This window comes from Pseudomonas sp. NFACC10-1, from assembly GCF_900119195.1.
GTDB classification, from domain to species: Bacteria; Pseudomonadota; Gammaproteobacteria; order Pseudomonadales; family Pseudomonadaceae; genus Aquipseudomonas; species Aquipseudomonas cerasi.
This window is the reverse complement of sequence record NZ_FPJB01000002.1, coordinates 567,819-585,826: the sequence shown is the minus strand read 5'-3', so window position 1 is coordinate 585,826 and position 18,008 is coordinate 567,819. Positions and strand designations below refer to the sequence as shown.

The window sequence follows — 18,008 nt, the reverse complement described above, 5'->3', positions numbered from 1 at the left end:
GGTCAAACAAACACTCAGTGGCGGCTGTCCTGGTAGCGGTAATACGCGCCTACCAGCGGCAGAAACCATGGCTTGCCGAAGTGGCCGGGAATGGCTGGCCAGCTCAGGTCCTTCCACGGATTGGCCTGTGCCTTGCCTTCCATGACTTCGGCCATCATCCGCCCCATGTGCACTGACATCTGTACACCGTGGCCGCTGTAACCCATCGAGTAGAAGACCCCGTTGTGTTCGCCTGCACGCGGCAGACGGTCCGAGGTCATGTCCACCAGCCCGCCCCAGCAGTAGTCGACCTTGACGTGTGCCAGTTGCGGAAACATCTGCACCATGGCCGCCTGCAGCACCTTGCCGCTCTTGGCGTCGGAGCTGCTGTTGGACATGGCGAAGCGCGCCCGCCCGCCGAACAGCAGGCGGTTGTCCGGCGTGAGGCGGAAATAGTTGCCGATCAAACGGCTGGTCACGTAAGCGCGCTGGTGGGGGAACAGTTGGTCGATCAGCGCTTGCGGCAACACTTCAGTGACGATGACGAAACTGCCGACCGGCACGATGCGCCGGCGATACCAGCCCAGTCCGCCATGCTGGCAGGCACCGGTCGCCAGCAGCAGCTGGCCGGCCTGGATCGAGCCCTTCGAGGTGTTGACCACAAAGCCGCCACGGTTGGTCTTCCAGTCCTTTACCGTTGCGTTCTGATAGACCCTTGCGCCATGACGCACCGCCGCGTCGGCGAGACCCAGACCGAAACGTCCGACATGCATCTGTATGCCGTTGCGCTGCAGCAGGCCGCCGTGAAACTCGTTCGAATCGATTTCGGCGCGCACGTCCTGGGCGGACAGCAGCTCGACGTCAGCATCGACTTCACGGCGGATCAGCTCGCAGGTGCGCGCCAGTCCCTCGTAATGCCCTGGCTTGGCCGCCAGCTTGAGCTTGCCGTTACGCTTGATGTCGCAGGTGATGTTTTCCTGCTCAATCACGGTCACGACGCTCTGCACCGCACTTTCGTAAGCCTTGTAATACTCGCGTGCCTGATCGGCACCCAGGGTTGCGCTCAGCGACGCATAGTCCTGGGCCACGCCGGTATTGCACTGTCCGCCATTGCGGCCCGACGCTTCGCCGATCACCCGGCCTGCTTCCAGAACCACCACGCTGGCACCTTTCAAGGCCAATGCACGCGCCGCCGCAAGGCCGGTGAAACCGCCACCGACCACTACCACGTCAGCCTGCCCCTCCACTGCGCCGTCCTGCGCGCCGGTAAAGCCTGGAGCCGTATCGAGCCAGTAAGACTCACTGCGCATCTCGTTCCCCTTGTCACTCATCGAAGAGCACCTTGAAAAATGCCGGTGTCAGGCGTCGGGCCTGGCTTACAGGCCGACCAGCCCGGCCAGTCCGCCGATATCGGGAATCTGGTGGTATTCGAAGCTGCTGTTGGCTGGCTGCTCATGACCACGCGCCACGAATGCCTTGTTCCTGATCTTCATGTCATGCGCCGAGAACAGGTCGTAACGGAAGCTCGAGGACACATGCAAGATGTCTTCCGGGCCGCAACCCAGGTTGTCGAGCATGAACTCGAAAGCAGCCAGACGCGGTTTGTAGGCCTTGGCCTGTTCAGCGGTGAACACCTTGTGGAACGGCGCGCCGAGCTTTTCGACGTTGGACATGATCTGGCTGTCGCTGGCGTTGGAGAAAATCACCAGCGGGATCTTGTCGGCGATTTTCGACAGGCCGGCGGGCACATCGGCGTGCGGGCCCCAGGTCGGCACGGCGTCGTAATACAGTTGGCCTTCTTCGCGGTATTCAACGTTCCAGCGCTTGCAGGTGCGAGCCAGTGCGACCTTGAGGATTTCGTCGTACGGCATCCAGTCACCCATGACCTGATCCAGACGATACGCCGAAAAATCCTTGACGAACTGATCCATCTGTTCAGCCGCAACGCGGTCGGCAAACAGCTCGCGCGTCATGGTGCCCATGTGGAAATTGGTCAAGGTGCCGTAGCAGTCGAACGTAATGAATTTTGGTCGAAGAAAGCTCATTGTGTGCGGTCCTGAAAGTTCGTTGAGGTCATGGCATGACGAGCAATCCGGCCTGATGTTCAGGGGCGGTGATGCACGCTGCAGCACAACCTCATTACAACACCGTGAAATCAGCAGATGGCGTTAAAAGTGATGGCTGCTTGATAGAAACCACCGTTTTGAGGTGCGCGCTCAGCAGACTTTGCGGGGCGCTCCAGCCTTGGGCAGAGCCCGGTTTTCGGCGCTTTTATGACCCTTTTCAGGGCGCTCGGGCTCAAACCCGCGGGTTTGCGCCGCAGAAACTGCGCCGCGACAGCGCTTGGCGGGCGACAAACTCCGAGCCCTATATAAAAGGCTTGAACACGGGGTGAAAACCCTAAGCATTTGCTGCCGGAGGCCGCGCCGATTTAAGCAGTAACTGTGGTCTGGCGAACGGCACTTCGTGGAATCTGCCGAATGCGTGCAGCCCTCTTGTCACCGTCCGCAGCAGGTGGGATACAACATGCCTGACGCATCCTTTTATTGCCTGTGCATCCTTCTGGACGGAGACACGTCATGCTCGCTCAGCAACGCCTCGATTTTGAATTTCGCCCCATGACCGCAGCCGACGTCGGCAACGCGCACGAGTTATCCATCGCCTTGAAGTGGCCGCATCGGCTTGAGGACTGGGCCATGCTGCAACGTGTCGCCCAAGGCTTTGTCGCGGTACACAACGGGCGGTTGATCGGCAGTGCCTTTGCCTGCCATCAGGGCGAGTTTTCTACCATTGGTCTGGTGATTGTCAGCGACGAATATCAGGGCAAGGGCATTGGTCGCAAGTTGATGGAGCTGGCCGTCGGCTGCGTCGCGCCCCGCACGGCGGTCCTCAACGCCACACTGGCGGGTGCGCCGCTCTACGCGAAGATGGGGTTTGTCAGTTTTGGCGAGATCCAGCAGCGTCAGGGGCAGGCACAACCGACCGGCACCACCGAATTGAAGGCACAGGAACGTTGCCGGGGGCTGAGCGAGGCTGACCACCCTCGCGTGCTGGAACTGGCCAACGCCGGTTCGGGCATGGACCGCTCGGTGACGCTGGGCGATGTGCTGAACAACCTTGAGCACGCCGTCGGCATCGAGCACGACGGCCAGTTACAGGCCTTTGCTCTGCTGCGCCCGTTCGGCCGTGGCCTGTGCCTCGGCCCTGTCGTCGCCCAGAGCGTCGACCAGGCCAAACACATGATCGGAGAACTGCTGGCCCGCGTGCCTTATGCCTTCGTGCGTATCGACATCCCGACCGACAGCGGCCTGGCCGACTGGCTGGAGGACGCCGGCCTCAAGCGCGTCGATAGCGTGACCTGCATGAGCATGGGCGCAGTCCCGCAAGCCAGTCAGGGTGTGCGCCAGTTTGCGCTGATTACCCAGGCGATCGGCTGATCGCCCGGAAGAACATCATCGTGCCAATGCTCTGCGTTGGCATGCAGTTCTGGACGCTCTGCGTCCGGTCTTGAGCATGTGACGCAGAGCGTCACGAAAGGCATTACCACGCAGAGCGTGGGAACGATCAGCCACTCTTCAACTTCAGGAGCCCGACTCAATGCCCCACCCCACAGTCCTGCTATTGGCCCGCGCTGACCTCAGCCCGGTAGATACCGAATTCACCACCGGCCCCATTGATGCGCACGACCCGTTCGATAATGGCCGCCGCACAGCATTTGTCGATGAGCAAGGTATTGCGGCTGGCATCGTTGAATTGGGTACGGCGCTCTCGATAGAGGCCTACCCCTACACCGAAATGCTGGTGATGCATCGCGGGTCCGCCACTCTGACCTCCGGCACCGAGAGCATCACGATCAAGACCGGCGAAAGTGCCGTGATCGGGCGCGGCACTCAAGTACGTATCGAAGCGCAACCGGACAGCCTCTGGGCGTTCTGCGCGTCCACCCAGGCCAGCGGGCCAGACAAACCCGGCATCACCGCGCTCGACCGCCTCGCCATGCTCACGCCGTCGTCACCGCCAGACCCGGCGATCATGATCAGCGCGCTGCCGCAGTGCCGCAGCAACAACCTGTTTGAAGACACCGCAAGCACTTTGCGCATCGGCGTCTGGGACTCCACACCCTACGAGCGCATCTCGCGGCCGCACAAGATCCATGAACTGATGAACCTGATCGAAGGCAGCGTAGTGTTGAGCCTGGAAAACGGCCCGAGCCTGAGTGTGAATACCGGCGATACCGTATTCGTCGCCCAGGGCGCGCCCTGCAAATGGACCAGCACGGGGTATGTGCGCAAGTTTTATGCGGTGACGTGAAGAAAGTTATTGCGCCCTTCAGCCTTGTAGGGCGCAATATACTTACATGTTTAGCTCTCGCCAGCGCAGTTAATCCAATGCAGCGCTAAAAGACAAGAATTAAAAATTTCTTTCGCCAATGCACGAAAAATCAGAAGTTTCCTACTTGCCTTCCGTGTCGCTTGTGTTAAAAAACAATAACTAATTTCAGCAAGTTAAAATTTGCTCCTGACGGGCCCATCAAGGCAGTCATGCGCTTTATGCATCGCTTAACCTTTATCTATCATGTTGACTGGAGATACTTTATCTGACCGACGCATTCACTGTGCGCACGACTTACTAACCCTCCGCGACACGCTATAAGCTGAACGATCCGTATGGGCACGAACGACCGCTACCCCGTTTCGTCTCGCGTTTACCTTATTCAAAATCAATATGAAATTACTCATTTAACTCAAGGATTATTCCCGATGAAAACCAACAAGACCTTATTGGCTTCCCTTGCTTTTGCAACACTGTGCACCAGCGTTACGGCGCAAGCGGGACCAGCAGTTACTGTTACATTTAAAAACCTGGGCTCCGAAGTGGCGGAGTATAAACCCGTTACGCGTAATGAGATATCTGCCCGGCTGAATGCTAAATCACCGATTAACTCTGCAGTCCCCCCGGGAGGTTCAGATACTTACTCGATGCAAAGCACTCTCTCGCCGGATACCAGCTACGCCAGTGTTCGCTACGTCATGGGGTCCAAGGTTTGCGTATTCTCGACCACCTTTATAAAGCTTCCCGGTGCAGGCGGGGCCAAGGTGCCGAAATGGAACCGGACTGCAAATTCTGAAGGCGGCGCTGTCTGCGCGGCGACGTCTCGCGCCACCAATCTCTCTACCTACGCGTGGGCTGCTGAATTCACCATGAAATAAGCCCCCGGAGCGTGCGTGTCGCATTTTGATACGCACGCTTTTCAGCGGAAAACTAAAGCGGTGTCTGGCTGGGCCGATACAAAGAGTGAATATAAAGCCATGGATTGGCCCCTGCCGCGAGGACGCAGCATGATTGATACAACATCCCTCACACACCTCACCCATAAAACTGCACTAACGACTGTCGAGAAAAGCACCTCCGCCACGACTTTAAACTCCAGCCTGAAAGAACTTGATTCTGCATCTGCTATTGACGGTGCCACCTTCTCGACATTGTCCCGTCAATTAAGTAGTAGTGCCGCACGAGCTCAGGCTCGCGACAGCAGTCTTGACTTCAAAAGCCTGGGGGGCTTGGCAAAAAATATTAGTGATAAAGTTGCAGGCAACAGCTATTACGCCAATAGAAAACTGCACGACGCAGAGATTCCGGATACGGACGACCCTGCATTGCTCGAAAGAGCCGTGCAAGCGACTTCGTTCAACAACGGGGCAGGAAAAAACCCATTCGCGGGTTTATCTCAGGATCAACTGAGGTTGATTATTTATGACGAGGGTGGCGACTTCACAATAAACGAAAGAAATGCTGCTTACTCCGAAAACTACTCTCAAGAGCAAGTATGGAAAAGGGCCATATGCCAAAGGTATACCGACGAGTACAACGAAACCGGCAAAAGTACTCAAACGCTGGTCATGCTTCTCGCCCATTACGATCAGCTGCCACCCATAGAAAAAGCCCAATACCCCGCCCATTACGCCGCCAACATTACATCGGGGGACAGCTCGGCGATGGACATTTTTAACACGCTGAAAAGCCAGTCAGGCACTCAGGGGACTTGAGCGCCTGTGACGGAGCACGCGGGTTCGCGTGCCCTCTATGGCTGTCCGCGTTCTGCTGCATTGCGGTTCGCCGACACCGCTGCGGTGTAGCCACGTCATTGTTCTTTCAGGCCCAGCACATAGAACTTGCTGTCCACCGCGATCAACGGAAAGCTCGCAGGCAGGTCCTCCTTCGTGATCTCTCTAAAGCCGTGCTTTTCATAGAAGCGATGCGCAGCGTGAAACTTGTCGGTCGTGCCCAGGAATACTTCGGTGACGCCCTTGCGAGTTGATTCCTCGATCAGGCGCTCGAGCAGTCTGGCTGCAACGGAGAATTCCCGGCCGCGAAACGGCGCGGCGACAAACATCTTGCGCAGTGCTGCCTGGCCTGCGCCGATGTCCCTGAGGCCGATGCTGCCGATGACCTGATCGTCTTGTACCGCGACCCAGAAATCCCCCGTGCCGGTCTGGTAAAAGTCCGGAATCGCTTTCAGGTCAGGCTGGTCTTCGGCGGTGATGGGAATACCGAACTCTTCGCGTTGGATGGGCAGAATCATCGCCGATACACCTTGCTCGTCGCTCGGCACGAAACGCCGTATCTGAATCCCGGTTACCCCCACAACACACCTCCTGGCCATCGTTCTCAGTGGAAATCAGTATTCCAGACAAGCAAACGCCCCGACAAGTCGAGGCGTTTGCTTGAGCATTTTCGAGGGTCACACGGGCGTGTGACCCTGAAGATGTTTAATTACAACTTCGGACCCGCAGCCTTGATGGCGTCGCTCACGTCGAACTTCTTGAAGTTCTCCACGAACAGGCCAGCCAGTGCTTTTGCGGCTTCGTCGTAGGCGGCTTTGTCAGCCCAGGTGTTACGTGGGTTGAGCAGGCCGGTATCGACGCCGGGTACCGACTTCGGTACGTCGAGGTTGATGGTGTCGAGGTGCTCGGTTTCGGCACCGATCAGTGCGCCGCTCTGGATCGCTGCGATCACGCCACGGGTGGTCGGGATGTTGAAGCGCTTGCCGACGCCGTAGCCGCCGCCGGTCCAGCCGGTGTTGACCAGGTAGACCTTGGATTTGAAGCCACGGATGCGCTTGATCAGCAGTTCTGCGTATTCGCCAGCCGGACGCGGGAAGAACGGTGCGCCGAAGCAGGTGGAGAAGGTGGACTTGATGCCCGAACCCGAACCCATTTCAGTCGAGCCGACCAGTGCGGTGTAACCCGACAGGAAGTGGTAGGCGGCCTGTTCTTCGCTGAGGATCGACACAGGCGGCAGTACGCCGGTCAGGTCGCAGGTCAGGAAGATAACGGCGTTCGGCTCGCCACCGAGGTTTTTCGGTGCGCGTTTTTCGATCAGTTCGCGCGGGTAGGCCGCACGGCTGTTCTGGGTCAGGCTGCTGTCGGCGTAATCGGCTTTTTTGGTAACCGGGTCGAGTACGACGTTTTCCAGTACCGCGCCGTGCTGGATGGCTTTCCAGATGACCGGCTCGTTCTTCTCGGACAGGTCGATGCACTTGGCATAGCAACCGCCTTCGATGTTGAACACCACGCCTTCGCCCCAGCCGTGTTCGTCGTCACCGATCAGGTAACGGCTTTCGTCGGCGGACAGGGTGGTTTTGCCGGTGCCGGACAGGCCGAAGAACAGGGTTACATCGCCCTCTTCGCCCATGTTGGCTGCGCAGTGCATCGGCAGAACGTCGGAAGCCGGGAGCAGGAAGTTCTGCACCGAGAACATGGCTTTCTTCATTTCGCCGGCATAACGCATGCCTGCGATCAGCACCTTGCGGGCTGCGAAGTTGATGATCACGGTGCCGTCGGAGTTGGTGCCGTCACGCTCAGGGTCGCAAACGAACCATGGCGCGTTCTGGATTTCCCACTCGTCCTTGCCAGCCGGGTTGTACTGTTCAGGGTTGATGAACAGGCAACGGCCGAACAGATTGTGCCACGCAGTCTCGGTGGTCATCTTGACGGGCAGGTAGTGCGCAGGATCGGAGCCTACATGAACATGGGAAACGAAGCGCTCGCGCTCGGCGAGGTACGCACCGACACGGTTCCACAGGGCGTCGAATTTCTCGGCCGGGAACTTGCGGTTGATCGGGCCCCAGGCGATGGCGTCCTGAGTGCTCGGCTCTTCAACGATGAAACGATCGACCGGCGAACGGCCAGTACGATGGCCTGTCTCCACAACCAGTGCGCCAGTATCGGAAAGTACGCCTTCTTTGCGGGCAAGGGCTTCCTTGACCAGTTCGTCGGTGCTCAGATCGGTGTACACAGCGTTGTTGGTTTGCGTCATGAGGTTCCCCGTCGGCCTGTTGCCGAGTGCTCCAAACGGTTTTGTAGTAAAAAAACAACCACTACTACAGCGTAAAAGTGGGCCGGATTATGCCAGAAATGCCCGGAAATGGTAGGACCCTCCTGTCAGAACAGCATTACAGGGGCCCACACCGTATTCTGAGGCCCTTTACGCGATGATTAATGGCGCGTGTCAGATGGCGAATCGACACCGCCGCCAGCAAACAGCTGCGCGACGTCAGTGGCATCGAACAGATAGCGTTCGTTGCAGAACTGGCAGTCGATCTCGATCGTACCGTTGTGCTCGATAACCAATTGCTGCGCGTCCTCCAGCCCGAGACTGACCAGCGCATTGGCAGATCGTTCGCGAGAGCAACTGCAACGGAAGCAGATCGGTTGAATATCGAACAGGCGAACCGGGTCTTCGTGAAACAGGCGATGCAGGATGGTCTGGTTATCCAGACTCAGCATTTCTTCGGCCGTGAGGGTGTTGGCCAGGGTGATGACATGCTCCCAGTTGGCATCACGCTCTTCAGCGTCGGTGATCTGCGCGGCAGGCAATTGTTGTAGCAGCAAGCCACGCGCACGGTGACTGTCAGCCTTGAGCCAGAAACGCGAACCCAACTGCTCGGACATCACGAAATAGTTGGAGAGGCTTTCCGACAAGTCGACGCCGTCCAGCGCCACGATGCCCTGATAACGCTGGCCCTGGCGCGGGTCGACGGTCAGCGCCAGCGATCCGTCAGGCATCATGTCCTGAAGGCCCGCGCCGGGGTTGATCAGCGATTCGTCGTAGCGAGCGATGCCACGCAACTCACGCTCGCTGGAGCACTCGACCATCAGCAATGGCACTGCGCCGCTGGAGCGAGCCTGCAGGATCAACAGGCCGTCGAATTTGAGGGTGCCGACGAGCAGCGCCGCCGCTGCCATCAGTTCGCCGAGCAACTGCGCGACCGGCTCCGGATAGGGATGCTTGGCGAGCACTTCGGCGTAACTGCGCTCCAGAGCGACCAGTTCTCCGCGAACGTCGCTTTCGTCGAAGATGAAGCGCTGGGTGAAATCGATGTCCGGGAAATCATGCATAGGTAGGAAAGGTATCTTAAGTAATGACAATGGATGGCACGCGGCTGAGCAAACGCCGTCCGGCACTCGAAAGCGCCGTGGGCCATGCGGATTGACCGGCATTTTAGGAGCTATCCGGTGCGCTTCCAAGCTGGATGGCACTTCGGACTGATAGCCGGAGCTGCCCGGTGCAGTGTTTCAGTCGTTGCTCTGGCTGGCGCGGAAACCGAAAAGCTCCCGGCGTTGCTTCTTTGTCGGCTTTCCGTCGGTGGTTACACCCAGGTTGCCGGCCTTGCGCTGAGCCGCCGCGTTCTCGCGTCTGGCGATGCTCTCGGGCGTCTCGTGATACAGCGTTTGAGCCTCCGGCGCGCCACGCCGAACGATGGATAATGCCTCGACCACCACCGTGCGGTCGTCGAAGCCCATGCGAATCTGAAACTCGTCACCGATACGCGGCTCCTTGCCGGGCTTGCAACGTTCGCCGCGACAGTGCACCTTGCCGCTTTCGATAGCCGCTTTGGCCAGCGCACGTGTTTTGAAAAAGCGCGCGGCCCAGAGCCATTTATCCAGGCGGACCTTATCGTCTTCTTCTGGCTTTTGCGCCATTTGAATTCCTCATCAATGTGACAGTCTGAACTTTACCAGGCCAGATAAACAAAGCGACGGCACACGCTCGCCCCCTTTTTCTGCGCCGCCATGAACATGAAGTAACCGATATGTGCTTGTCAAAAACAGCTATTCATCTTTTTATTGCCCCACACCTAAATGGAGCGCGACGTGACAGATTTTCCAACTTCGTTGACCGCCCCTAGAAAAGGGTGTGCTGGATGCACTGGCAGTCCAGAGCTGGATTTCTCGTTTGACTACGCCTATCAGCCGATCGTGAACCTTCACGACCAGTCGATTTTCGCTCATGAGGCGCTGGTTCGCGGGCCCAATGGCGAGGGCGCAATGTCAGTCCTGAGTCAGGTCACCGACCAGAACCGCTATCGATTCGATCAAAGCTGTCGCACCACCGCCATTGCTGGTGCCGCGAAACTGGGCATGACCGAGCGTTTATCGATCAACTTCTTGCCCAACGCCGTGTATCGTCCCGAGCTGTGCATCCGCAGTACGCTGGAGGCCGCCAGGCAACACAACTTCCCTATCGAGCGTTTGATTTTCGAAACCATCGAAAGCGAACATGTGAACAACAACGGTCATTTGAGCAACATTCTGCGCGAGTATCGCGAGTTCGGCTTCATGACCGCCATCGATGATTTCGGGGCCGGGTATTCCGGGCTGACGCTGCTCGCGGATTTTCAACCCGACCTGATAAAGCTCGACATGAACCTGATCCGCGACATTCACCGCAATCGCGCGCGTCAGTCCATTGTTCGTGGGGTTGTCACAATGTGTTCGGACTTGGGGATTAAGCTGATTGCCGAAGGTATAGAGCAGGTGGAGGAACGAGACTTTCTCGCCGACTGCGGCATTTCCCTGATGCAGGGTTATCTGTTCGCAAAACCTGCATTCAAAGCCCTGGCCCGGATAAGTCCCGAGGCCTGGCAGAAGTCTTGAGAAGTACGGAATCACATTGAAGACATTCGATCATCTGACAGTCATCGGCCTGCGCGAGTGGGTGGCGCTACCCGATCTGGGGGTGGCAGGCCTGCGGGCAAAAATCGATACCGGTGCGAGCACGTCGAGTCTGCATGCCACGGAAATCGAACCTTTTGAACGCGATGGCCAGAAATGGGTGCGCTTCAACGCGCATCTTGGCACGGTGGTGCAGTTGCGCCATCGTCGCTGCGAGGCGCAACTGGTTGCCATGAAAACCATTAAAAGCTCCAACGGTCAGGCGCAGGTGCGTTATGTCATTCGCACAACGCTGGCGCTGGGTGATCTTATCTGGCCGGTGGAATTCACACTGGCCTGCCGCAAGTCGATGCGTTATCGACTGCTGCTGGGTTCCAAGGCTCTGATCGACGGCCAGCTGGTGGTCAATCCGGGCATAACTTACGTACAAGACAAGCCGGTGTTCCCGGCCTCTACTTCCTCAGGTGTTGCATGAAGATCGCTGTGCTTTCGCGTAATCCGCGTCTGTATTCCACCCGTCGTCTGGTCGAAGCTGGCATTGAGCGTGGCCATGAGATGGTGGTGATCGACACCCTGCGCGCCTATATGAACATCGCCAGCCACAAGCCGCAGATCCATTACCGCGGCAAACCTCTGGAGGGCTTCGATGCGGTGATCCCGCGCATCGGTGCTTCGGTGACTTTCTATGGCTGTGCGGTGTTGCGTCAGTTTGAAATGATGGGCGTGTTTCCGCTCAATGAATCGGTCGCCATTGCCCGTTCGCGGGACAAGCTGCGCTCGTTGCAACTCCTGTCACGCCGGGGGATCGGCTTGCCGGTCACCGGTTTCGCTCACTCGCCCGACGACATTCCCGACCTGATCCAGATGGTCAACGGCGCGCCGCTGGTCATCAAGGTGCTTGAAGGCACTCAGGGGATCGGCGTGGTGCTGTGCGAAACGGCCACGGCGGCCGAATCGGTGATCGAAGCCTTCATGGGCCTCAAGCAGGACATCATGGTTCAGGAGTACATCAAGGAAGCGGGCGGCGCCGACATTCGCTGCTTCGTGGTCGGTGACAAGGTCATTGCCTCGATGAAGCGTCAGGCCAAACCGGGCGAGTTTCGCTCCAACCTGCACCGCGGTGGCAGCGCCAGCCTGATCAAGATCACGCCTGAAGAGCGCATGACCGCGTTGCGTGCAGCCAAGGTCATGGGACTGAGCGTGGCGGGTGTGGATATCCTGCGTTCCAATCACGGCCCTCTGGTGATGGAGGTCAACTCCTCGCCTGGCCTGGAAGGCATTGAAGTGACCACCAGCAAGGACGTGGCCGGGATGATTATCGAGTACCTCGAGAAAAACAGCGGCCCGCACATGACCCGTACCAAAGGTAAGGGCTGACGGGTCCCGCACCCGTTCAGATTGCTCGGGCCGGCGTTCTGTCTGCGGACAGACTGGCCTGGGCTCTCAGCTACCGTACATCAGGTAAATAGGCTTGGTAGTCGAGTCCGGGTCTTTGCATCGCGTCTTTGTACCCGTATCCCCCTGTTCAGCTTAAGGCGACGTAATAGCCAGCTTCGCGCCGAATAGCCATCCTCCCGCGTGACATAAATCAACACATTTCTCCCGTATTTGTATGCCGATCATGCATGAGGTAGTCGTTTACGGCATTAGACGTATACGCGCGCCATGGGAATAGTTGCGACTTTTTTCGCCTGCTACAGAGCTGGGATGCTCGTCTGCGGTGACCTTCTCGGGACATTTCCAAAGGGAGCTTCTGCCCCGAAACTGCTGTGAAAAAGCAGCTCGGCGCATTGGTTTTGGACGTGCCCAAGCCACTTTGAACAAGGGTAATAATATGAAGAAGGCAAAGCTGAGTCTGGCCTGGCAGATTCTGATCGGACTGGTACTGGGTATCGCTGTGGGGGCGTTACTCAATCATTTCAGCGCAGAAAAGGCCTGGTGGATCACCAACATCCTGCAGCCCGCAGGCGATATCTTCATTCGTCTGATCAAGATGATCGTTATCCCTATCGTTGTTGCCTCGCTGATCGTCGGCATCGCGGGTGTGGGCGATGCCAAGAAGTTGGGGCGTATCGGTCTCAAGACCATCCTCTATTTCGAAGTCGTCACCACGATCGCGATTCTGGTGGGCCTGGTGCTGGCTAACGTGTTCCATCCGGGCACCGGCATCGACATGAGCACCCTGGGCACCGTTGACATCTCCAAGTATCAGCAGACTACGGCCGAGGTTCAGCACGATCACGCATTTATCGCGACCATTCTCAACCTGATCCCGTCCAACATCTTCGCCGCCATGGCGCGTGGCGAGATGCTGCCGATCATCTTCTTCTCAGTGCTGTTCGGTTTGGGGCTTTCCAGCCTGCAGGCCGAGGTCCGTGAGCCGCTGGTGAAACTGTTTCAGGGTGTCTCGGAAACCATGTTCAAGGTCACTCACATGATCATGAACTACGCGCCGATCGGCGTGTTTGCCCTGATTGCGGTGACTGTCGCCAACTTCGGCTTCGCCTCCCTGTTGCCGCTCGCCAAGCTGGTGATTCTGGTTTATGTGGCCATCGCCTTCTTCGCCTTTGTGGTGCTGGGGTTGATCGCTCGTGCATTCGGCTTTTCGGTCATCAAGCTGATGCGCATCTTCAAGGACGAGCTGATTCTGTCCTACTCCACCGCCAGCTCCGAAACCGTGCTGCCACGCGTGATCCAGAAGATGGAAGCGTATGGCGCGCCGAAGGCGATCTGCAGCTTCGTGGTGCCTACGGGCTACTCGTTCAACCTCGACGGCTCGACGCTCTATCAGAGCATCGCAGCGATCTTCATCGCTCAGTTGTACGGCATCGACCTGTCGATTGGCGCGCAGTTGATGCTGGTACTGACCCTGATGGTCACCTCCAAAGGCATCGCGGGTGTGCCAGGCGTTTCCTTCGTCGTGCTGCTGGCGACCCTGGGCAGTGCCGGTATTCCACTGGAAGGCCTGGCATTCATCGCCGGTGTCGACCGGATCATGGACATGGCGCGTACCGCGTTGAACGTGATCGGCAATGCGCTGGCAGTGCTGGTCATTTCGCGCTGGGAAGGCATGTACGACGATGCCAAGGGCGAACGCTACTGGGAATCCCTGCCGCACTGGCGCAGCAAAGAGCCTGTACCGATGGGCCAGCCGACAGCGGACTGATCTTCGCCAATGTACTGACAAACCCCGGACCTCCGGGGTTTGTTGTTTTCAGGTCGCCGGTTAGACTGCCTGCCTTACCTGAGGAGTGACCATGACCGACGACATCGATAATGACGAAGAAGACTTTGCTGCCTCGACCCTGATCGAAGCCATCGAAAACCAGATCGAAGCCGGTAATCCGCCTGCAGCCAGAGCGGTCTTCAACATGCTGACCCTGGTGAACTATGAGCGTGAGGATATTCTGGAGATGATGGCCCACGTGCTGGCTATCGAGATCGATGCCTTGCTGGAGCAGGACCGTCCGTTCGACACTCAATGGTATGAAGCAGCGCTGCGCGCCCTGCCCGACCTGCCGCCGGAAAAGTAATCCTGCGGTCCGAGCATGCCAGCAAGATATATGCTGCAAACACTTCAGACGCTGACTACACTGCAAATGCCCCGCTGCCGCTTGATCCTCCGGGGCCACACGCCAAACCGGCTTTAACGGTCATCCAGAACCGACGAGCGCAGATCGGACACGTCGATTCCAGAGCACACCCACCAGCCGGTGAGGTCGTACTACTACAAAAAGTCTGGAGTACCTATGTCGTATACCCCTGAGTTGGTTGCCGAACTGGAAATCCTTGCACTGTTCAATCTGGGAAACACCCAGGAAGGCCTCAAAGTCCACCATGTAGCGGCACCCACGGCCGTCGCAGCAGCACAAAGACTCTTCGATAAAGGGCTGACGACCCAGGTCGATGGCGGTTATCTGACCAGCCTCGGGCTCGAGGCCGCCCAGCATGCCCAATCATTGCTGACCATCCTCAACGTCTCTAAACAAGCTGCCTGACAGGCGCAGGGCCTGCGCACAAAAAAGCGTGGCAGGCCCTTCACTTATTCGAGCGCCAGTCGATACAGGACGTTGGCGCCAGAATAACCATCCGACCGGATCCGCTTCCCTCGGCTGCAAACCTTCTCCGCCATCTTTCTCGGTAATTCCACGCCTGCACAGGCCAGATGCCTTGAGTTGCGATGACGCGTAATCCTGAAATTCGCCCCGACCTGGATGAGGGCATCGACCGCAAGGTTCTCAGCCAGCTGCGTAACCGTTTCCTGTCGCTCAACGACGGGCGATACGCGCGTGCGCTGGAAGGTATGTCGACTCGCCAGCAAAGCGTTCTGACCCTGCTGCCGCTGTTCTTTCACGTCAATCATCCGCTGTTGCCCGGTTATGTTTCCGGCAGCACGCCTGCTGGCGTTTCGCATTACGAGCCGGACACGCTGGCCCTGGCCGAGGCGCAGCGGCTGACACGCTCCTTTTCCTACAAGGCCCGGCACGGCAACCCGCCCCAGCCGATTCATGGCCTGTTTCTGATGGGCAGCCTCGGCACACTGGCTCAGGCTGAACAAAGCGATATGGATGTCTGGGTCTGCCACGACAGCGAGCTGGACCCGGAGGCTATCGTCGAACTGCGCAAGAAATGCCAGGCACTTGAAGCCTGGGCTGCGACGATGGGCGCAGAGGCGCATTTCTTTCTGATCAACCCACAGCGTTTCAAGAGTGGCGAGCGCGATTCGCAGCTCAGCTCGGACGATTGCGGGACTACTCAGCATTACCTGTTGCTCGACGAGTTTTATCGCACGGCGATCTGGCTCGCCGGGCGCACCCCGATGTGGTGGCTGGTGCCGGTCTATGAGGAGCAGAATTACGAGGATTACACCCATACCCTGCTGAGCAAGCGCTTCATCCGCGCCAGCGAGGTGCTCGATCTCGGTCCGATGTCGCACATTCCTCCGGCCGAGTTCATCGGTGCCGGATTGTGGCAGTTGTTCAAAGGCATCGAGTCGCCCTACAAGTCTGTGCTCAAGCTGCTGTTGATCGAGGTCTATTCCAGCGAGCATCCTCGCGTGCAGTGCCTGAGTCTGCGTTTCAAGCAAGCGGTGTTCGCCAATCAACTGGACCCGGATGAGCTGGACCCTTACGTGGTCGTGTACCGACGTATCGAGGAGCACCTGCAGGCACGCAACGAGCCGGAACGCCTGGAGTTGGTGCGGCGCAGCCTGTACCTGAAGGTCAACAAGAAGCTCACCGGGTCGACCCGCCTGCGCAACGTCGGTTGGCAGCGTCAACTGCTGGAACGCCTGACGACGGAGTGGGGTTGGGACGAGCGACAACTGGCGCTGCTCGACAGCCGCAGCCAGTGGAAAGTCCGCCAGGTGGCCGGCGAGCGCCGCGCACTGGTCAACGAGTTGAATTACAGCTACCGCTTTCAGAGCCGATTCGCCAAAACGCAAAGCACTGCCGATGCGCTCAACGCCCGCGACCTGACCATTCTGGGGCGGCGCCTTTATGCGGCTTTTGAGCGCAAGGCGGGCAAGGTCGAGTTCATCAACCCGGGCATCGCCCCTGACCTTGCCGAAGATACGCTGACGCTGGTGCATTCCCCCGACAAGCGCGAGCCCGGCAAGCATCAGTGGGCCTTGTTCAACGGCAATCTGGGCATTCATGAGTGGCCGAATTTCTCACCCATCAAACGCAGCCGTGAATTGCTTGACCTGCTGACCTGGTGCCATCGCAATACCGTGATCGACAGCACCACCCGCGTGGCATTGCACCCGGGCGCCAGTGACCTGAGCGAGTTCGAGCTGTTCAACCTGATGGGCGCCTTGCAGCAGAGCATTCAACTGCCACTGCCCGAGGTCAGCGATGAGGCGTTGCTGATGCCCAGTACGCCCAGTGAGATCCTGCTGTTGATCAATGTCGGCGTCGATCCGCTCAGGCATCACCGCGACCTGAATATTCTGATGACCACCGAGCGCACCGACTCGCTCAGTTATGCGGGTGTCCGGGAAAATCTGGTGCTGACGCTGGACCAGATCACCCTCAATACCTGGAACGAAACCCTGGTCAGCCGCTACGACGGCCCGCACGCCCTGCTCGACTGCATGAGCGAACTGCTCGGCAGCCTGCCGCAGAGTGGTAAGCAGCCGCAGATTCACGTGCGCTGCTTCTGCCACAACCGCGCGCCCGCGATTGCCCAGCGTGTTGAAGAACTGATCGGCACGGCGCGTTTGTTACTGGAGAGGCGGCTCAATCACCGTTACCTGATTCAGGTGCAGCAGCAGTATCACGTGCTGGAGATGAAGCCGGGTCAGATCGGACATGTGGTGGTCAACAGCCTGCCGGGTCTGTTCAAGTACCTGGGTGAGGAACTGTCGTCCTACAGCCCGTTGCACTTGGACCCGCAGGCACTCGATGATCACGATCTGTCCCTGATCCTGCCGCTGGGTCAGCCTGAGTGCATTCAGGTGTTCTACCGGGTCAACGAGCCGGATGCTGACCTGTATGTACTCGACGAACACAATTCGCTCTGGCACCAGCGTCTGCCGTATCACGATGAACAAAGCCTGCTGGTGCCGCTGCAGCGCTTTCTGAACGCGCTGGTTTATCGCCGCGGCGCTTCATTGCCGCTGGATGATCCGTCCGCGCCGGTTACGCTGGAAACCCTTTACTATCAGATGCTGCCCTCCGGTGCTGGGCCTGCACGACGTGTCGAACATCGACTGGTGCCGATTGCAGTGGACAAGGCGTTTTACGACGTGCAGGCAATCATCGAAGAAACCTCGCCAGGGCAACTGAACGCCACCCTGTACTGCGACAACAGCGAGTTTTCAGAACTGGAATACGGCGATCGACTGTACGCCGCCGTCGCGCAGCAAATCCTCGGCAAACGCCTGGAGCCCCAGCGCTATCGCTGTTACATCACCGACCTGGACCTGTCCGGTCTGCTGGACGGCAAGCACGGGCAAAGCATTCTCTTCCTGCGCCACAAGGCCGAACTGGAAAAGCTGCTGAACGAGGCGATGGATCAGGCCTGACGTACGCTTGTCCTTCCGCGCGCGCCTATCGTTCCGCACGCTCT

General features: G+C 58.4%; 17 protein-coding genes. 11 read left to right on the top strand and 6 right to left on the bottom strand.

Annotated features, from left to right (window positions below; translation table 11 throughout):
* Positions 1–14: 14 nt before the first annotated feature.
* Both BT119_RS07330 and BT119_RS07325 read right to left on the bottom strand, forming a co-directional pair.
* Positions 15–1,289, bottom strand: a complete 1,275-nt coding sequence (locus tag BT119_RS07330) for an NAD(P)/FAD-dependent oxidoreductase (protein ID WP_003367580.1) — start codon at positions 1,287–1,289, stop codon at positions 15–17.
* Positions 1,290–1,355: 66 nt separating this feature from the next.
* A complete protein-coding gene (locus BT119_RS07325; protein WP_003367579.1) occupies positions 1,356–2,024 on the bottom strand; it encodes a haloacid dehalogenase type II in 669 nt (222 codons plus the stop codon).
* A 534-nt stretch (positions 2,025–2,558) separates the two neighbouring features.
* Here BT119_RS07325 and BT119_RS07315 point away from each other — a divergent pair.
* From BT119_RS07315 to BT119_RS07300, 4 genes are all read left to right on the top strand, one after another.
* A complete protein-coding gene (locus tag BT119_RS07315; protein ID WP_003367578.1) occupies positions 2,559–3,416 on the top strand; it encodes a GNAT family N-acetyltransferase in 858 nt (285 codons plus the stop codon).
* Positions 3,417–3,576: 160 nt separating this feature from the next.
* Positions 3,577–4,290 carry a cupin domain-containing protein gene (locus BT119_RS07310; RefSeq protein WP_003367577.1) on the top strand — a complete coding sequence of 238 codons (714 nt, stop codon included), beginning with the start codon at positions 3,577–3,579 and terminating at the stop codon, positions 4,288–4,290.
* Positions 4,291–4,739: 449 nt separating this feature from the next.
* Positions 4,740–5,189 carry a hypothetical protein gene (locus BT119_RS07305; protein ID WP_003367576.1) on the top strand — a complete coding sequence of 150 codons (450 nt, stop codon included), beginning with the start codon at positions 4,740–4,742 and terminating at the stop codon, positions 5,187–5,189.
* Positions 5,190–5,318: 129 nt separating this feature from the next.
* Positions 5,319–6,026, top strand: a complete 708-nt coding sequence (locus tag BT119_RS07300) for a hypothetical protein (RefSeq protein WP_003367575.1) — start codon at positions 5,319–5,321, stop codon at positions 6,024–6,026.
* A gap of 95 nt (positions 6,027–6,121) precedes the next feature.
* Here BT119_RS07300 and BT119_RS07295 read toward each other — a convergent pair whose 3' ends face one another.
* The 4 genes from BT119_RS07295 to BT119_RS07280 all read right to left on the bottom strand — a co-directional run bounded on the left by BT119_RS07295 (position 6,122) and on the right by BT119_RS07280 (position 9,965).
* Positions 6,122–6,625, bottom strand: a complete 504-nt coding sequence (locus BT119_RS07295) for a GNAT family N-acetyltransferase (protein WP_003435032.1) — start codon at positions 6,623–6,625, stop codon at positions 6,122–6,124.
* 128 nt (positions 6,626–6,753) lie between these two features.
* A complete protein-coding gene (locus BT119_RS07290; protein ID WP_003367573.1) occupies positions 6,754–8,298 on the bottom strand; it encodes a phosphoenolpyruvate carboxykinase in 1,545 nt (514 codons plus the stop codon).
* A 179-nt stretch (positions 8,299–8,477) separates the two neighbouring features.
* Entirely contained in the window at positions 8,478–9,380 is a 903-nt protein-coding gene (gene hslO, locus BT119_RS07285; RefSeq protein WP_003367572.1) for an Hsp33 family molecular chaperone HslO, read from the bottom strand.
* A 177-nt stretch (positions 9,381–9,557) separates the two neighbouring features.
* Positions 9,558–9,965, bottom strand: coding sequence for an RNA-binding S4 domain-containing protein (locus tag BT119_RS07280; RefSeq protein ID WP_044310511.1), 408 nt, complete (start codon positions 9,963–9,965; stop codon positions 9,558–9,560).
* A 171-nt stretch (positions 9,966–10,136) separates the two neighbouring features.
* On the opposite strand from BT119_RS07280, the gene BT119_RS07275 reads away from it, so the two are divergent.
* The 7 genes from BT119_RS07275 (at position 10,137) to BT119_RS07245 (ending at position 17,964) form a co-directional block, all read left to right on the top strand.
* Positions 10,137–10,919: a S6 modification regulatory phosphodiesterase RimA gene (locus BT119_RS07275; protein WP_003367569.1), complete on the top strand. Its 783-nt coding sequence runs from the start codon at positions 10,137–10,139 to the stop codon at positions 10,917–10,919.
* 49 nt (positions 10,920–10,968) lie between these two features.
* Entirely contained in the window at positions 10,969–11,412 is a 444-nt protein-coding gene (locus tag BT119_RS07270; RefSeq protein WP_175550560.1) for a retropepsin-like aspartic endopeptidase RimB, read from the top strand.
* Positions 11,409–12,314 carry a 30S ribosomal protein S6--L-glutamate ligase gene (rimK, locus tag BT119_RS07265; RefSeq protein WP_003318100.1) on the top strand — a complete coding sequence of 302 codons (906 nt, stop codon included), beginning with the start codon at positions 11,409–11,411 and terminating at the stop codon, positions 12,312–12,314. Before BT119_RS07270 ends, rimK begins: the two co-directional genes overlap by 4 nt.
* A gap of 457 nt (positions 12,315–12,771) precedes the next feature.
* On the top strand, positions 12,772–14,103 hold the full coding sequence (gltP, locus tag BT119_RS07260) for a glutamate/aspartate:proton symporter GltP (protein WP_003367565.1): 1,332 nt from the start codon (positions 12,772–12,774) through the stop codon (positions 14,101–14,103).
* A gap of 91 nt (positions 14,104–14,194) precedes the next feature.
* Positions 14,195–14,470, top strand: coding sequence for a hypothetical protein (locus BT119_RS07255; RefSeq protein ID WP_003344493.1), 276 nt, complete (start codon positions 14,195–14,197; stop codon positions 14,468–14,470).
* 216 nt (positions 14,471–14,686) lie between these two features.
* Positions 14,687–14,935, top strand: coding sequence for a TIGR02647 family protein (locus BT119_RS07250; protein ID WP_003367562.1), 249 nt, complete (start codon positions 14,687–14,689; stop codon positions 14,933–14,935).
* 182 nt (positions 14,936–15,117) lie between these two features.
* Positions 15,118–17,964: a class I adenylate cyclase gene (locus tag BT119_RS07245; protein ID WP_072365208.1), complete on the top strand. Its 2,847-nt coding sequence runs from the start codon at positions 15,118–15,120 to the stop codon at positions 17,962–17,964.
* The last annotated feature ends 44 nt before the right edge of the window (positions 17,965–18,008 follow it).

Coding starts and splice junctions, on each gene's coding strand:
- BT119_RS07330 (WP_003367580.1), bottom strand. CDS start 1,289: ATGCGCAGTGAGTCTTACTGGCTCGATACGGCTCCAGGCTTTACCGGC.
- BT119_RS07325 (WP_003367579.1), bottom strand. CDS start 2,024: ATGAGCTTTCTTCGACCAAAATTCATTACGTTCGACTGCTACGGCACC.
- BT119_RS07315 (WP_003367578.1), top strand. CDS start 2,559: ATGCTCGCTCAGCAACGCCTCGATTTTGAATTTCGCCCCATGACCGCA.
- BT119_RS07310 (WP_003367577.1), top strand. CDS start 3,577: ATGCCCCACCCCACAGTCCTGCTATTGGCCCGCGCTGACCTCAGCCCG.
- BT119_RS07305 (WP_003367576.1), top strand. CDS start 4,740: ATGAAAACCAACAAGACCTTATTGGCTTCCCTTGCTTTTGCAACACTG.
- BT119_RS07300 (WP_003367575.1), top strand. CDS start 5,319: ATGATTGATACAACATCCCTCACACACCTCACCCATAAAACTGCACTA.
- BT119_RS07290 (WP_003367573.1), bottom strand. CDS start 8,298: ATGACGCAAACCAACAACGCTGTGTACACCGATCTGAGCACCGACGAA.
- hslO (WP_003367572.1), bottom strand. CDS start 9,380: ATGCATGATTTCCCGGACATCGATTTCACCCAGCGCTTCATCTTCGAC.
- BT119_RS07280 (WP_044310511.1), bottom strand. CDS start 9,965: ATGGCGCAAAAGCCAGAAGAAGACGATAAGGTCCGCCTGGATAAATGG.
- rimK (WP_003318100.1), top strand. CDS start 11,409: ATGAAGATCGCTGTGCTTTCGCGTAATCCGCGTCTGTATTCCACCCGT.
- gltP (WP_003367565.1), top strand. CDS start 12,772: ATGAAGAAGGCAAAGCTGAGTCTGGCCTGGCAGATTCTGATCGGACTG.
- BT119_RS07255 (WP_003344493.1), top strand. CDS start 14,195: ATGACCGACGACATCGATAATGACGAAGAAGACTTTGCTGCCTCGACC.
- BT119_RS07250 (WP_003367562.1), top strand. CDS start 14,687: ATGTCGTATACCCCTGAGTTGGTTGCCGAACTGGAAATCCTTGCACTG.
- BT119_RS07245 (WP_072365208.1), top strand. CDS start 15,118: ATGACGCGTAATCCTGAAATTCGCCCCGACCTGGATGAGGGCATCGAC.